This is a genomic window from Wolbachia endosymbiont (group B) of Pammene fasciana, assembly GCF_947251495.1.
In the GTDB taxonomy this organism is placed as follows: Bacteria; Pseudomonadota; Alphaproteobacteria; order Rickettsiales; family Anaplasmataceae; genus Wolbachia.
In genome coordinates this window covers 967,771-984,267 of record NZ_OX366360.1, presented here as the reverse complement: position 1 = coordinate 984,267, position 16,497 = coordinate 967,771, and the positions used below count along the sequence as shown (strand labels likewise).

Genomic DNA, 16,497 nt, shown 5'->3' with positions numbered 1-16,497 from the left:
ACCTAAAAAGCATTAATAATTATACACAATTGTGAAGAAATATTCAACGTTTTTATGCCAAAGTCTATTAAAGTTAGCTAAATTTCAAGAGTTGGTAAAAAACTACCTTCATAGATGACCCTAGTACGCACCTTGGACGTCCTTTTATAGATCTTTTTATCAACTCTTCTATAAGGTACATTAAAAGGCCAACAAATGGATTCGTGATTTAGCAGCCTCAAAGATACCTATTTAAAGTGTGAACTTCTTAGCTTGTCACAGCATAGAAGTTTAATATACTACTCTTCAATAAAGATAACAATATGCTAGCAAAACTTCTATATAAAATTTCTAAAATGGCAGGTTACGAAAAAGAATGACCGCTAGCGACCTTGAATCTTTAGATTACAAACTAGGACAGAAAGTAAGAAGTTGTAGGTTAGCAAAAGGATATACTCAAAAAGATTTAGCGGGAAAAATCGGAACAACATATCAGGTAATACTGCAATATGAAAAAGGAACACGCAGAATTTCAATTAAGAAGTTATATGAATTAGCAGAAGCATTATCAACAACTGCTAGAGATCTAGCTTGCGGACAAGAAGTATCAAATAAGCAAAGGTATGAGGGAGAAGAGATAGTAAATCTAGTAAGAAGACATAAAGAGATTAAGGATCAAGAATTACGCGAAACGTTTTATTTATTAACTAAATTCATCTGTATTAGTGAGGAAGAGAGTGGAAAGGCAGTAAAAGTAGAGGTGGCAAAGGGTTTAGTTAAGGAAGGAGTTTCTGCTCATGTTATCTCTCAAACGACCAGTTTATCTATTGATGAATATGATAATGATGAGAAAAAAATTTCCATTCCGTATAAAGTAGGTCAAAGAATAAAAGAATGGAGGTTGAGAAGAGGATACACTCAGGAAGATTTAGCAAGTAAAGTGGGTATAATAAATCAAAGAATATATGAATATGAACAAGGACGAGCTGCTGTTTCACTTGAAATGTTAGATGAAATAGCAAAGGTACTACTAATTAATATTACAGATCTGCTTCCAGAAACAACAGAAAATGAGAATAGTGAAGCAGAGCTATCAAGGTTAATAGAAGAATACAAAAAGATTAAAAGCCAAGAACTACGTTATGTACTAATAAAGTCTCTGCTTGAAATCATACAAGTTTGCAAAGAGAAAGTAAAGAAAATAGAAAAGATAAAAATTGCAAAGAACTTAGTTAAGGAAGGAATTTCTATCAATATTATTTTAAAAACAGTGGGCATCTCTTTAGACGAAATTCAACAAATTTAAAATAAAAAAATCAGTATCTATTAATATCTTTACTTTTTGATGAAAAAATAAGTAAAAAAGATTGAAAAATTGATTTGACTTCACTCGAAAGCTATGGCTCTATGCCAATGCTGACAAAAAAACAGCAGTAAATATATAAAAACATTTTGTTATTAGTGAAGGGTAATTTTTATGAATAATAAGAAAGATCGTAGAGAAGAAATAGAATTCAGAGCATTAGAAAGCAACGGTAAAGCACTACTTGATCGTGAAGTAATAGAAACGTTTCTAAGTGCAGTGCATGACAGGGAAGAAGCTCGAATTATTGCTAGAAAGCTAATAGATAGTTTTGGAATAGGAGGAGTTTTAGGCCAGGAAATAGATGACTTGAAAACTATAGAAGGGATAACTGACTCTACAGTAGCAGTAATTTTATGCCTAAAGGAAGCTTCAAAGAGAGTACCAAGAGAAGAGTTAAAGAAAGGACCTGTAATGGATAACTTGGAAACCATAGTAAAATATTTAAGGGTGAGTATTGGCTATTCAGAGGAGGAAAAGATGAAAATAATATATTTTGATCAAAAGTGCCGTTTAAAGGGGGAAGAAGTGTTTACTGGTACAGTAGATAAGGTACCTTTTTACATAAGAGAAGTAACAAGAAAGGCATTAATAAGAAAAGCGACGTCAATAATAATATCGCATAACCACCCAGAAGGAAGGTTAAAGCCATCTGATGAGGATGAAGCTGTAACTAAAGACTTGGCTAAAGCTTGTCAGACTATAGGGATTAGGTTACTGGATCATATTATCATCACAAGTGTTGGGTATTTTAGCTTTAAAGAGCAAGGACTGTTATAAAGGAGATGTTTGAAGATTTTCATGAGCTGTTTAACTACTTGAATGAAGAAAGTATTTGTAAATGCATTAATTATTGCTTATAATTAATGAAAAAGTATATATTAAGTTAATAATAAAGTAATAAAGTCGGTTGTAGACTTAGTAAAGTATATTTAATAGCGGAGGCTAATATGGTTAATAAAATAATTGTACCTTTTGATGATCAAGAAGGAGGTGTTTACGAATTAAATGTTGATCTTGATAGATTATCAAAGGGTGAAATATCAAATGCGATTATAGGAATTGGTCGTACTAAGGAGCAATCCACCTTTGTAGGCAAAATTAATAAGGCTAAAAAACCTGGAGAAGTGCCCTCCTCTAATAGAGACGTTCAAATCAACTATGGAAAAGGGCTTGATTATATATATGGTACAAAACCTTTAAACGATCAAGCAGAATATTTAAATCCATTTACTTCAGCTTTGAAAAAAATAAAGCCAAGTGCAAGCGAAAGTGAAAAGTTAAGCTGGTTTAAGAGTTCTGTAGTAGAGGCAAAAAGCGTAAATGAATTGCATAAAGCCATAGACCAAGTATTAGCATCTGGAGAAAGGCTAAATGCATGTAATGATGGGGAATGGAGCTTTGCTGAGTATGTAATATTGGGTACACATTTTCATAAATTTGATAAGGCTGATCGTAAAAAGCTAATACGTAAACTAATGCTAAACGGTGCAGAGTTTCATGATACTTTATTGGAGAATAAATTGATAGGTGAAATCTATAATGAGCTACAACCAGAAGTTCAGCCACAGATAGATGAGAGACTAGAAGAACTAGAGAAAGCTGGAGAAAGTGCTGTGCAAGAAGGAGAATTAATAGATGTTGAAATAGATAATACAACATCGTATATAGAATTTTCTGGGGATAGCAAGGTAGAGGTAGCCAAAATACTGAGAGAGTTAGGAAGTAATATTTTAAAAATTGGCAATGATGCAGTTGAGGTTAAAAGTGAGAAGGGAGGTATAAGAAACTATATCGATATGTCAGATGGAAGCTCTATTATATTAGAATTTCCTACAAGCATTGGTAAGCTAGATATTATATTGTACCACGATGTAAAAAAATATGATCAAGTACAAGTCAGAGTAGAAAATAAGGAAATGTGGTCTAAATTACAAGAAAGAGGCGAAGAAATAGGAAAAAATTGTCTTTTTGCTGGAGTAAAACTTAAAGAAGCAGTAGAAAAGGGAAGTTTTATGAGATGTGGCATATGGAATAGCAAGCAGCTTATGAAGGAGGTTGATAGCCCAAGTGAAAAATTGTCTTCATGGGTAGATAAAGTACGTGAAAATAGTAAAGAAACTTTTAGGGGGCTTTAATTCATTTATTTTAAGGTTCCAGAGTCTACCATTATATCTGGAGCCTTTGAGCTATAGTAGAAAATATTATATGTATGGTTCTTTGTATGGAAAAAAGTCTAGACTGTGAGGTAGGGCAAAAAGTAAAAAATTGGAGGTTAGAGAGAGGGTATACTCAGAAGGATTTAGCGGAGAAGGTTGGTGTAAAGTACTGGGCAATACTGCAATATGAAAAAGGGAGTCGTAAAATTCCAATTAAGAAATTATATGCTATAGCAGAAGCATTATCAGTAAATGTTAAAGGTCTAGTTTGTGGAGAGACGCTACCAAATGAAAAAAGATATTTTGAAGATGAAGAAATATTAAATTTAGTAAAGGGTTATAAAGATAAAGAATTAAGCGAGGTATTTTATTTATTAACCAAATTTATTCGTTTGAGTGAGGAAAGAAGCAGAAAAGCGGTAAAAATAGAAGTAGCAAGGGGTTTGATGAAAGTAGGAGTTTCTGCTCATGTTATCTCTCGAACAACTAACTTATCTATTGGTGAGTGTGAGGAGAACAAAATTCCCATTCCATACAAAGTAGGGCAAAGGATAAAAGAGTGGAGATTGATACGAGGATATACACAAAAAGATTTAGCGAATAAAGTTGGCATAACAAATCAAGGAATATACGAGTATGAACAAGGGAGAGCTGCTGTCTCACTTGAAATGTTAGATGAAATAGCAAAGGTATTATCAATCAGTATCATAGATCTACTTCCCGAATCAGATGAGGATAGTGAAGCGGAAGAAAAGCTATCAAAGTTGATAGAAGAATACAAAAAGATTGAGAGTCGGGAATTACGCGATATGCTAATCAAGTCTTTATTTGAAGGTATACATGTTTATAGAGAAAAGGTCAGAAAGGAAAAGAAGATTGAAGTTGCAAGGAATTTAGTGAAAGAAGGAATTTCTGTTGATATTATCTTGCAAACGACAGGCTTATCAAATTATATGATTGAGAAATTTTTGTGATTTCATAAAAACTTAGCCAATAGTGGATTTTTTTGTGATAGAATATATGTTTGCTTCTGTAGGAAAAACAGCTTTTAGAGGATTTATCTATGATAATTCAGAGCATATTGAGCTACGAGCTAGGGAAAAAAATAGAAGGTTGTAGGATAGTACAAGGGTATACTCAGGCAAAATTAGCAAGCAAAATTGGTTTAACATATAAGGAAATACATAACTTTGAACTAGGGTGCAAGGCTATTACAATCAAAGAATCGTATATAATAGCAGGAGCATTGTCAGTTAATGTTATAGATCTACTTCCAGAACCAACAGTACTAAGAGAAAACAGTTGGTATGAAGATGAGGATAAAGAAATAGTCTATCTAACAAAAATACATAGAGAAATTAAGGATCAGGAATTACGCAAGAAGCTGTATCCATTAGTAAGGTTTGTATATATTAGCGAGAAAATTAGCCAAGAAGAAGCGAAAATAGAAGTAGCAAAGAATCTAGTGAAAGAAGGAGTTTCAGTTGATATTATTTCCCAAGTGACTCGCTTATCTACTTATGAGTATGATGATATAGAGAAAGAAATTTGTACTGATTCTATACTCTACAAAGTGGGGAAAAGGATAAAAGAGGAGAGATTAATACGGGAATACACTCAGGAGGACTTGGCAAATAAAATCGGTTCAACACCTAAAGAAATACACGACTATGAACGAGGATATACAGATATTCCAATTGAAATATTATATAAGATAGCAAAGACATTATCAGTTAACATTAAAGCTCTTGGACTAACAGAATATGAAAATGAGCCAGTTTTTGGGTTTATAGGTAAATGCGAAAAAATTGAGGATCAAGAATTACTGGATACGGTAGGGCTTTGTTGCACAGCTCTTCGGATAGTGGGTAATGTATAATAAATTCATGAAGCTATATCAAACTTAGCCATGCCTATTTCAGTAAATTTGTTAAGCAAATAACACTTGAGTAGCAGTTCCTTCTCACGATTAATCTCAGATTTATTCCTAAAACTAAATCCAAATATTTGCTTCAGTCGCGAGAAAAAACTTTCTATATAAGATCTCTTCCAATAATTTATCTCTTTTTTCCACCTCTTCATACCATCTTCATCATATGACTTTATGAGCTTGATTGTAGAATTTCTCTCATTCATATAATCCAACTTTGGATGCTCTACTGCATTATTTTGCGGAGGAATCCTTGTCTTTATGTCAAGCTCATCGCACAGTTTGTATAACTTCTTTCGATTATATGCCCTATCTGCATATATCGTGCTTATGTTATACTTGGTATCCACTCTTTCAATAAGATCACAGGCTCCATAGTGGTCGGAATAAACTCCACTACTGTATTTTGCAGCTATAACTTTTTTACTACCTATCTCTAGCATTACATGTAGCTTTCTTGTTTGCTCATAGCGGCGATACTTTCTATCTGTACCATTTGCCTTACTATGGCCTGGAATATTATTGTAGATGCTGATACCTGTACTATCTATAGCAATTTCAATATCTTCCATATCGTTCTTATCAACTCTGCAGTCGTTGATTTTGATATTAAGCTTTTTAAACCTTCTTGAAGCCTGCGAATAGCTGATAATTTGCAAAATTTTCCCTATTTGCTCAAGATATTTCTCTATAAATCCCACTGTTTGCCTAAGACCAATCCTGAATAGATAGGTTATTATGTGAATTAGAATCACTACTTTGTCGCTGTAGACATTGTTGCCACCTGCTACTTTTGGACTATTTTCGTACCAATTTTCAATGGCATCGTTGATATAATGAAAAACATTTCCCCTTTCTTGAAGAAATTTGTTATATTCATTGCAGTTACTGACTTTCATTCTTATTGGCATATTTTTCCTTTGTCGGCTAAATATCTATTTTATAACAAATTCCATCAGTAACTGCCTGTTCTTTCCTTGAGTGGTGCAACAAAGCCTACTGGGATCCAGATGCACGGCTAATGCTGAAACCAATACTCCCTTTTTTTGTCATACGAGTACTGGGACCCAGAAGACTCAGGTAATAAGAACTAGATTCCAGCGCCACGCGCTGGAATGACACCGTTATAAACTGCTAGGTCTTCATAATATCATCCCAGTACTGGGATCCAACTAAATTGGTGAACACTTTACAGCATTTTTGATAGAAAGAACTAGATGCCAGTGTCAAGCACTGACCATTTTTTCCTTAAGTTTTTGCAGCTTGTGTTCTATTACAAAACCACTGCGGTACTAACGAGCGGCAAAATGGTAGCGAATCTAAACTAAAAAGAATACATTTTTACACTGCTTGAAAGTCTACTCGATTCAATTTTAAAAACAATTATTGAAACAATTATAATATACTTTGTGCGTGGTTAAGATAGCGCTGGAATAGTATAAAGAACTATGTCATCATTGAAGAGAAACTCATCTGTTGCTGTGTACTCTTTATTAATTTTATAAGAATCATAAACATCGTAATCTGCTTTTGTATGGTAATCACAATATTGAAACTTACCCTCTTTATTGAAAAAGCCAAATTGATCAATTAATGTAGCCATTTTCTCACGTTTTGCTAATTCAAATACATCAGCTGGGCAGTGGCCTGAAGAATCTTGATTAGTAGTTCCTTTTGCAATAAAAAAAGATGGTTTATCGTTAAGTAACTTGCAGAAATTTGGCTTATATTCCTTTTTCATACAGTTTAAACTTATATATTGATATTTATCTGGAATATTTGAGTATTGAGAATCGTATTTTTTATGTTCAAAAAACTCATTACCTAAGAAATTACAAAACGTTAATTGATAATCATCATTACTACTGGACTTGACTACTTTAAGATAATGAAAGTCTCTAGGAATTTTTATCTCTTCTTCTGTAACGTGATTATGTATGACCAATTGGTCATCAAGCATGCAGTAACCTATTTTTGGTAAAGTAGCTACAAGCTTACCGTTTAACATGATATCTGCTTGATAGATATTATCCGATAATTCTTTTCCCTTTTGCAAAGTAAAATTCTGCCCTGCCTTAGCTGGTGCACTGCATTGCTCAGTTTTAGTTAAGTTTTTTATTATTGTTGATATCTCACTAATTTCTAATATATCATGCTCATTTTTTGTGTATTGATACTTATAGCAACTACCATCTTCACATACTGGAAGACATTTTCCTTCTTCATCTGATATATAGATATAATCACCTTCTATTGTAAAATAAAGTCCACCTTTTTCTTCTTGAATTTTTTGTAGTACTGGGTCATTTTCATCGTTAAAATTGATAAAATTGAGTACTCCAGTTATATCTCTACCAGACAATTTGAGGCCAAAGTTAGGACTATCTTTTATGTTGTAAAGCGAAATCAAGATAGGTTTTGATTCAAGCTTTTCTATAATATTGTTTCTATTTGTACTTATTATAGCTTCTTGTTCTACAATAAGATCCTCTTTAATAGAGTTTCCACTTTCATCAGATCTTTCTGCCTGCAGGGGTAAGTTTCCTTCATATAAAGATATTTTATCTCCCTGCTTCTTTAACTTCAAACCATTAATATTCTCTACTTTAATTGTACCAATATGTGAATTGATAACCTTACTATTTTTGTTTAATATATAATATTCAGCAGGAAGTTTAATCAATTTTTTATAGAGCGGATTTTTATCCTCTATTTTAAATATATGTTTTTCCATGATATTACCTTAAATAACCAACAACTTGCTGATTAATGGCACTTAGGCTACTAGGAGGAGAGACATAACTCATAAAACTCCTTGGCTGCTCATTATCTGCCACTATTTTTTCAGTATTAACGAAAGCTCTTTGCTGCTCATTTAATCTTTTTTCCATATGATCTTTGAAAGTAGCCAAACATTTACTAGTTTGTTTGTAATCAGGTAATGATTTTTTCGCAGCTACACATAAGAGCTTCAACAACTCATTATGATTTTCATCATTAGATAATGACTTATTGATAATGGTTGACTGCAGTTCTACTGGATTAAAATTTAGACTTTTCTTTGAAATGCCGCATTTCACAGCTGTTTCTCCTAATACTTCTTCAAATTTTTTTACAATATCTACTGCATCTATTATTTTTGTCACTCGATTAAGCTCCTCTATTTCATTTTTTACTTTATATTTGTCCTGTCCTACCGCAGGGTAAAAGAAATTTATTACTTGAGATATAAATGAAGTTGGTCTGCTTGCTCCGCTTGTCACTGATGATTTTTTAGTTTCCCTCCTTCTTCTGCGTGCACTACAAACTTGATCTGCAGGATTTGTTGTACAAAACATATCTCTTACGCTACTATGCAATGCTTCCGCATTTTCTGCGGATTGAAGTGCTTGATCAGCAGAATCTTCAGCTTCTCCTGTAAGATTCACTGTTTGATTGTGTAGTATTTTAACCTTATCTTCCGTATCTTTAGCTTGTTTGGCAAAACCTTCTGAAGCATTTTTAGCTGCCTCTGCTGCTTTTTTAGCATCCAGAGTTTCATTTTTTGCTTTTCTTATCTCACGTAAAAACTGATCAGCTAATGTAGCACCTATTCCATCTTCTCCCTTGGAACCTGGCAATCCATTCGCACCTGGAGCTCCGGTATCTCCTTTTGGACCTTGTGGACCTGGCATACCCTTAAGACCAGATCTACCAACTTGACCTTTAGGTCCTTGCAAACCTATCTCTCCCTTAGGTCCTTGCAACCCATTCGCACCTGGTTCTCCTTTGTCACCTTTAGAACCTATCTCTCCTTTCTCACCCATATCACCTTTTATTCCCATGGCTCCGTCTAATCCTTTAGGACCAATATCTCCCTTTGTTCCATTTATACCTGGCTCACCTTTTATACCTTGAGGTCCTATATCTCCTTTTAATCCTTCTATACCCGGCTCACCCTTGTTACCTGTAAGACCTTGTGTACCATTGAAGCCCCTCAGACCTGGCTCTCCCTTAGGACCTTCTGGACCTTGCAATCCATTTGCACCTGGTTCTCCTTTCTCACCCATATCACCTTTTATTCCCATGGCTCCGTCTAATCCTTTAGGACCAATATCTCCCTTTGTTCCATTTATACCTGGCTCACCTTTTATACCTTGAGGTCCTATATCTCCTTTTAATCCTTCTATACCGGGCTCACCCTTGTTGCCTGTAAGACCTTGTGTACCATTGAAGCCCCTCATACCTGGCTCTCCCTTAGGACCTTCTGGACCTTGCAACCCATTCGTGCCTGGTTTTCCTTTGTCACCTTTGGAACCTATCTCTCCTTTCTCACCCATATCACCTTTTATTCCCATGGCTCCGTCTAATCCTTTAGGACCTATATCTCCTTTTTCTCCCTTTGGACCTTGGACTTCTCCTGGATTTTTCCTTAGTTCTTCTGCAATGCTTTGTGTTAGCTCGGTATTATTTGCAAGGTTTTCTACTAATGTATGATTAGAATCACTTAGTAACACATCTGCTAGCTCTTCCATTCTGTTATCAGCTAATGCAATGGCTATTCCTGTTTGAATATCTTGATTACTAATAATTCTTCCTGCAACTTGCTTCTCTAATACTAAATCTCCGCCTTGGTCACGATATTCAAGCACCTGATTAGCAATAGTGCCATTATTAATTAATTTTTGTGCAACTTCTTCAGGACTTGCATCTCTACCTTTATCACCTTTAGACCCAGTATCTCCTTTGTCACCTTTAGAACCTATCTTTCCTTTCTCACCCATATCACCTTTTATTCCCATGGCTCCGTCTAATCCTTTAGGACCAATATCTCCCTTTGTTCCATTTATACCTGGCTCACCTTTTATGCCTGGCTCACCTTTTATGCCTGGCTCACCTTTTATGCCTGGCTCTCCCTTAGGACCTTGTGCACCTGGCAATCCATCTGTTCCGGTATCTCCTTTATCACCTTTAGAACCAGTATCTCCTTTGGGACCTTTTATCTTTCCTGGATTTTGTCTCAATTCTTCTGCTATTCCTTCACGTAAGACTGGATCATTTACCAGCACTTTTTTATCTTGATCATCTTTTGCTTCTAGTACTGCTCTTCCTAATTCACCTACTTTTTGAGTGTCAAAGAACTGATGAACAATATTTTCAACTATTGTTTTTGCTGCATTCACATCGCCTTTTAATTTGGCATACTCAAGCAAATACTCAACTAATTTTTCCTTGTCTATTTCTTGCTTCACGATTTCTAGAGCCTTTGGCTGATTATTTAAATCACTATGAAGCAGAAGATACTTAGCAAGTGCCCAATCGCTCACCTTACCTTTTATAAGATTGTGAGCTTCTATCTCGCTCATACTGCTTCTATCAACAAGTAGTTTAGCAAGCTTTTCTGCAAATTTTTCATATTTTTGGAAGGCTATAGGATCGGGATTATTTTTCTTTGTGGCATCGCTTGTTATCTTACTCACAGTATCTTTTATAATGTTTTTTGCTTCCTCTAAAGAAAGTTTACTTACTACTCCTTCAGTAAGTTTTGCTACATCAATTTTATTCACAAGTTCCTGCGAATTAAGATTAATTTTACCGGCAATCTGAGTTGCAAGATTTTCACCTTTGATACCATTTGCGTTAAGAACTGCTTCTCCTAGCTCAGCTTTTTTACTGGTAACTAATTCAGTTGCAATTTCTATAGCACTTGAGGCATCTCCCTTCTCACCTTTTGAGCCAGTATTTCCTTTAGAACCTTCTGGACCAGGAAAACCTCGGTCACCCTTATTACCTTTGGGACCTTGTTCGCCCTTTAACCCCGTTGACCGTTACGACCTGGTTCGCCCTTTTGGCCTGGAGGACCTTGTACGCCTTTAACTAACGCTTTTAAAGAATCTTCTCGCTTTACACGCTCACCAAAAAGATGTGCTATTCTTTCTGAAAATCCCATGGAATTACTCTGATCTTCTTCCATTATAGCTGCTGCTAAAGGATATAGATGGGCTCTGTTAGAAGAAAATTCGGTAACAACTTGACTAATACTTGGAGTTATTCCATTAGTGCCTTGATTCCCTTTTTCTCCTTTAGGTCCTTGATCACCTTTTGATCCATGCGCACCTGACGATCCAGTATCCCCCTTGTTACCTTGAGGACCAGGCGCTCCATCGAAGCCTCTATCACCTTTTTGTCCCCTTTCACCTGGCTCACCTTTAGGACCTTGTACACCAGTACGTTCTAATCTGTCTATTCTGCGTTTTAAAAGTTCAATTTCTGTTTCTAAATTTATATGTTCTTGAATATTCACATCAACCTCCAAAAAGTTATCAAAATTTTCTAAGTTATAATAATAAGGATATGGACCTGGTCTATTGTCGTGCTCATACCCAAAAGAATTAGGGTTAAAATTATAAAAATTTTTGCATGTGCTATTTTCATACGATATGCAACCAACATAACTATTGCCTAACTTTTTTACTGCGAAATAGGTATCTTGTGCTTTCAAGCTCTCCATTTCATGAAAAGGGAATAACTGGAATGTATTGCTTATACGAGTAAATGCTGAAAGGATATCATTCAATATGCCAACTTTTCCACCAGTTAAATTATATACCTGAGCGCTCCTATATAATTTGTATATATTTCTTGATTCTTTAAACAAATAGTCTCCTATTTTTATTTTGAGTCTTTTATCAGGTGAACTTTTAAGATCTTCCAAAATAAGACTGACATTTTCGCTACTAATTATGTCTTTTGGATCTATTAAAACCTTCCTGTTTTCTAGCAATTCATAATAAATACTACAGCTTTCACGATTATATGCGTTAACATAGAAACCATCTGTGTAACCATGAGGTATACGATCAATAGTATCTATCATAGTATCGTTGCCATCATAGTAATAATAATAAGGTTGATCAGAGGTAGTAACTAAAGCGAATTTGTAATCATTTCTTACGCTTTCTAGCTTTAGTTGTAGCTCTTGAGATAAGTCGTTTAGTATACTTGCCACGTCATGCTTCAAATCCCAAATTTGAAAACGCTGACCAGTAGCGTCATCCTGAATAATGTAAGATACACTAGGCAGGCTAAATGTTGTTTTGTTATTTAATCTTATTTGTGCAGGTATCCTACGACCAGTTCTATTATTACAATCTTTTTGTAGGATACCTTCCTTTTCTAGTTTAAAACGCATCTCCACCTCCCTTTGCGATTAGATATAATTAATTTATGGGTATTAATTATTGATTAATAATGATGATCAGTAAATATAATTATATTTTACACTAATTTAATTATAAATTAACTTGTGAAAGAAAGTTATTTTTTTACAACTGAGCATAAAAATGCTTTATATTATCGAATTTCTTACCACTCCAGCTCTTTCATCTTATAGATGATGTTGTTCCAGTGCTTGATACTGAAATCTAGTTCTTCCATAATCTCGTTGGAAACGTTTTCAGTATAGGGATAAATTTTATTAATCTACAGAAAAGCCCTCACCCTTAGGGTAAAGAAGCTAGTTAAATTTGTCAAGCAATTTTTTCATGACCAGCTAGATAAATAGCTACTTCTTCAATTTGATTGAAGTAAAAAACTGGTTTCCATTGCGGTAAATAAGCAACATTACTGAATCTTTGCCGTCTTTCTTTACTGCTGAATCAATTTGTTTTTGAAAATCATTAGTATTTTCAATATCGATTCCATCTAGTTGAATAATTATATCACCTTTCTTAATAACACGTAGTGTAGAATTACTACTACTATCTACACTAGTAACTACTACACCCTTTGTGGGTGCATTTTTTTTTAGTTCTTTTGGCAAATTTGAAACGGTTAAACCACTTATATAACTAGATGTTGATTTATTTTCTTCTTGATTATTACCTGAATCATCATTTGTAGATTCCTCGATTGCAACCTTGATATTGACTTCTTTACCTTTTCTAAGTAACTTAACCTGTACTTTCTTTCCGGGCTCAGTTCGTGAAACCATATGAGGTAATTGCGTCATTCTATCAATTTTTTTGCCGTCAAACTCTAATAGTATATCACCTACTTTGATTCCTCCTTTCTCTGCAGGACTGCCCTTTACTACGCTTGCAACTAATGCACCTTTGATATCTTTTAAACTCAAGGATTCAGCAAATTCTTTTGTTATAGGCTGAACTTGCACGCCAAGCCAACCATGTTTTATTTTTTTACCACTTTTTAATGTGTCAATAATTGAAATAGCTAGATTAGATGGTATAGCAAAGCCTATACCCACGTTACCGCCAGACTCAGATGGGGAATAAATAGCAGTATTAATACCTATAACTTTTCCATTTAGATGAAATAGTGGTCCCCCTGAGTTACCTCTATTAATTGCAGCATCAGTTTGAATAAATTCATTCATAGTACCAATACTAATGTCTCTAGATCTTGCAGACACAATTCCTGTACTTACAGAGCCACCCAAACCAAAAGGGTTGCCTATTGCAATAACTGTATCACCAACTCTTGCTTTATCAGAATTACCAAATTCAACAAAAGGAAGATCTTTATCAGAATTAATCTTAAGCACAGCAAGATCAGTTTTTGCATCATAGCCTAAAACTTCTGCTTTGAAATAAGTATTATCGTTCATAGTAACTGTAATATCTTGGGCATTTTTAATAACGTGATAGTTGGTTACTATGGTTCCACTTTTATCTATAATAAATCCAGACCCAAGTAACGTCACTTCTCTATTAATGCTAGGAGCTCTATCGAAAAATTGATCAAAATGCTCGAAAAATTCTCTAAAGTCATCAAAGAAATTATTTCTTGGCGTAAAGGGAATTTTAGTTCTACTGTTATTTTCTTGCTTAACTATTTGCTCACTTGAAATATTTACAACTGCGGGAATAAGTTCTTCCACTATATCAGCAAGCCCTTTATTACAACTACATACAGGATCTGCAACTGTTTTTGCAAACAGATTAGCATATGAAGCAAATGAAATTAAAAAATATGCAAATATAGATAAAATAAATGCTTTACTTTTCATAAACTATTTCCATCCCTTGTTCAAAATATCTAAGAAATTATTATTTGGTGAAAGCACAAATTTAGTATTACCCTCAGCAAATGATTTACTGTAAGCTTTCATAGAGCGATAAAAGTTAAAAAACTCTTCATCAACCTTGAATGCCTCATTATAGATTCTAGTTGCTTCAGCATAACCACGGCCTCTTATTTCATGTGATTCTTTTACTGCACTAGAGACAATTCCCCTTTTTAATTTATCAGCTTTTGATCTAATTTCTTGTCCAGCTTGTTCTCCTTCTGCTCTAATTTCTTTTGCTTCCTTTTCTCTTTCAGTTTGCATGCGGCGGAATATTGCAGAACTATTTTCTTCTGGTAGATCTGCTCTCTTAATTCTTACATCTATTATCTCTATGCCAAATTTTCCAGCTTCAGAATAAACTCCACGTTGAATTAATTGCATAACTTCTGATCTCTTTTCATTCAATAAACTAATTAATGAAAATCTTCCTATATTCTCCCTTATGTGAGCTTCTATGACAGGATATAATCTTCTAACTAGCCCTGATTCATTTTTCACAGTCTGATAAAAAGTGATAGGATCTATTATTTTATATTTTGCATAAGCATCTACTATAATACGCTTTTGATCTGCAGTTATCACTTCCCTTGGAGTTTTATCAGGACTTAGATCTAAAATTCTCTTATCAAGAAATTCTACGTTATTTATAAATGGCAATTTAAAATATAAACCACTGTCCCTAACATCTTTTACGACTTTACCGAGTTGTATAACTATTGCTTGTTTTGTTTCTTGAACAACAAAGATTGAATTAGATAATGCAATCAATAATGCAACAAATACAAAAGCAAAAACAATTTTAATATTACTACTCATGACTATTTTCCTAGATTTGTAAGAGGTAAATAAGAGAACATACCTTTCAGATCGTCTGTTATAACAAATTTATCTACCTTGCTAAAAATATTTTCCATAGTTTCAAGATAAATACGATTCTTAACAAGAGAAGGATTTTGTCTATATTCTTCATAAAGAGATAAAAAGCGATTTGCATTACCTTTCGCTTCATTTATTACTTCGTTCTCATATGCTTCTGCATCTAATTTTATCTTTATTGCTTCACCTTTTGCACGAGGTATAATATCATTACTGTAAGCATATGCTTCGTTTATAGTACGCTCCTTATCTGCACGAGCACTTTGTACATCCCTAAATGAGCTAATCACTTTTTCTGGTGGGTCAATTTTTTTCATTTGAACAGATAAAATTTCTATACCCATTTGATATCCATCAAGAATCTGTTGCAATAAAATTCTAGTATCTCTGGAGATTTCAGCCCTACCTTGACCTTCGAGTGCAAAAGAGATCGTATTTTTACCTATTATTTCTCTCATAGCACTTTCAGCAGCATTTTTAACGCTGAAACCAGGTTTATAATCCCGCACTTTGAATAAATAATCTTTGGCATCTCTAACTCGCCACTGGACCTCAAAGTTAACGTTGACTATATTCTCATCTCCGGTAAGCATCACTCCTTCACCACGATCTGTATCTCGCCCATAAGAGCTGCTTATCCCAATTTCTTCACGATTTACTTCTTTAACATTCACTTTAAAAACCTTACCAATAGGGTAGGGAAAGTGATAACGCAAACCAGATGTTTCTGTATTGGAATATTTGCCAAAAGTAAGTTCTATACCTTCCTCACTCGGATGGACAATATAGAAACCAGTACAAAAATAAAACAACAAAACAATAAAAATGATGAAATAAGGTTTTTTCCCTCTATTTCTGGTTAAGCCATTAAAAAAGCATCTTATATCAGACACAGCTTTACTTAAAATATCTTCATTACTTGAACCTGACGGTTTCTTTCCAAGATTCCAAGGATTACGCTCATCCATAAAAATTATTAATTGTATAACTAATACGCTGATATTACTTAATCTTATCAAAAAATGCAAAACTATTTTGTTTGCAGATTAATGATCGGAGTGAAGGATGTGATCATACACTTCCTTTTTCTCTATATGATATGGTCAATTCTACAGAATTTCTG

The 16,497-nt window shown here is 34.2% G+C and carries 10 protein-coding genes and 1 pseudogene; 5 read left to right on the top strand and 6 right to left on the bottom strand.

The features are described 5' to 3' along the window. Positions 1-355: 355 nt before the first annotated feature. The 5 genes from wmk (OPR29_RS04605) to wmk (OPR29_RS04585) all read left to right on the top strand — a co-directional run bounded on the left by wmk (OPR29_RS04605) (position 356) and on the right by wmk (OPR29_RS04585) (position 5,380). The gene (wmk, locus tag OPR29_RS04605) at positions 356-1,285 is read left to right on the top strand and encodes a WO male-killing family protein Wmk (protein ID WP_264377138.1); all 930 of its coding nucleotides are present in this window, start codon (positions 356-358) and stop codon (positions 1,283-1,285) included. A 171-nt stretch (positions 1,286-1,456) separates the two neighbouring features. Continuing rightward, positions 1,457-2,122, top strand: coding sequence for a JAB domain-containing protein (locus tag OPR29_RS04600; protein ID WP_264376224.1), 666 nt, complete (start codon positions 1,457-1,459; stop codon positions 2,120-2,122). Between the two features lie 170 nt (positions 2,123-2,292). Next, positions 2,293-3,480 (top strand): hypothetical protein, encoded by a 1,188-nt coding sequence (locus OPR29_RS04595; protein ID WP_264376223.1) that lies wholly within the window; start codon positions 2,293-2,295, stop codon positions 3,478-3,480. 86 nt (positions 3,481-3,566) lie between these two features. Continuing rightward, complete coding sequence (gene wmk / locus OPR29_RS04590) at positions 3,567-4,475, top strand: WO male-killing family protein Wmk (RefSeq protein WP_265025140.1); 909 nt, start codon at positions 3,567-3,569, stop codon at positions 4,473-4,475. Positions 4,476-4,564: 89 nt separating this feature from the next. Next, positions 4,565-5,380 (top strand): WO male-killing family protein Wmk, encoded by an 816-nt coding sequence (gene wmk, locus OPR29_RS04585; protein ID WP_265025139.1) that lies wholly within the window; start codon positions 4,565-4,567, stop codon positions 5,378-5,380. 5 nt (positions 5,381-5,385) lie between these two features. Here wmk (OPR29_RS04585) and OPR29_RS04580 read toward each other — a convergent pair whose 3' ends face one another. From OPR29_RS04580 to hflK, 6 genes and pseudogenes are all read right to left on the bottom strand, one after another. Then, positions 5,386-6,342 (bottom strand): IS5 family transposase, encoded by a 957-nt coding sequence (locus tag OPR29_RS04580; RefSeq protein WP_213863789.1) that lies wholly within the window; start codon positions 6,340-6,342, stop codon positions 5,386-5,388. 506 nt (positions 6,343-6,848) lie between these two features. Further along, positions 6,849-8,165 carry a hypothetical protein gene (locus OPR29_RS04575; RefSeq protein ID WP_265025138.1) on the bottom strand — a complete coding sequence of 439 codons (1,317 nt, stop codon included), beginning with the start codon at positions 8,163-8,165 and terminating at the stop codon, positions 6,849-6,851. A gap of 4 nt (positions 8,166-8,169) precedes the next feature. Continuing rightward, positions 8,170-12,602 (bottom strand): annotated as a pseudogene (locus OPR29_RS06025) (collagen-like protein). A 372-nt stretch (positions 12,603-12,974) separates the two neighbouring features. Further along, a complete protein-coding gene (locus tag OPR29_RS04560; protein ID WP_265025135.1) occupies positions 12,975-14,438 on the bottom strand; it encodes a DegQ family serine endoprotease in 1,464 nt (487 codons plus the stop codon). A 3-nt stretch (positions 14,439-14,441) separates the two neighbouring features. Next, complete coding sequence (hflC, locus tag OPR29_RS04555; RefSeq protein ID WP_007302430.1) at positions 14,442-15,314, bottom strand: protease modulator HflC; 873 nt, start codon at positions 15,312-15,314, stop codon at positions 14,442-14,444. Positions 15,315-15,316: 2 nt separating this feature from the next. Further along, positions 15,317-16,342 (bottom strand): FtsH protease activity modulator HflK, encoded by a 1,026-nt coding sequence (gene hflK / locus OPR29_RS04550; RefSeq protein WP_265025134.1) that lies wholly within the window; start codon positions 16,340-16,342, stop codon positions 15,317-15,319. Positions 16,343-16,497 lie beyond the last annotated feature (155 nt).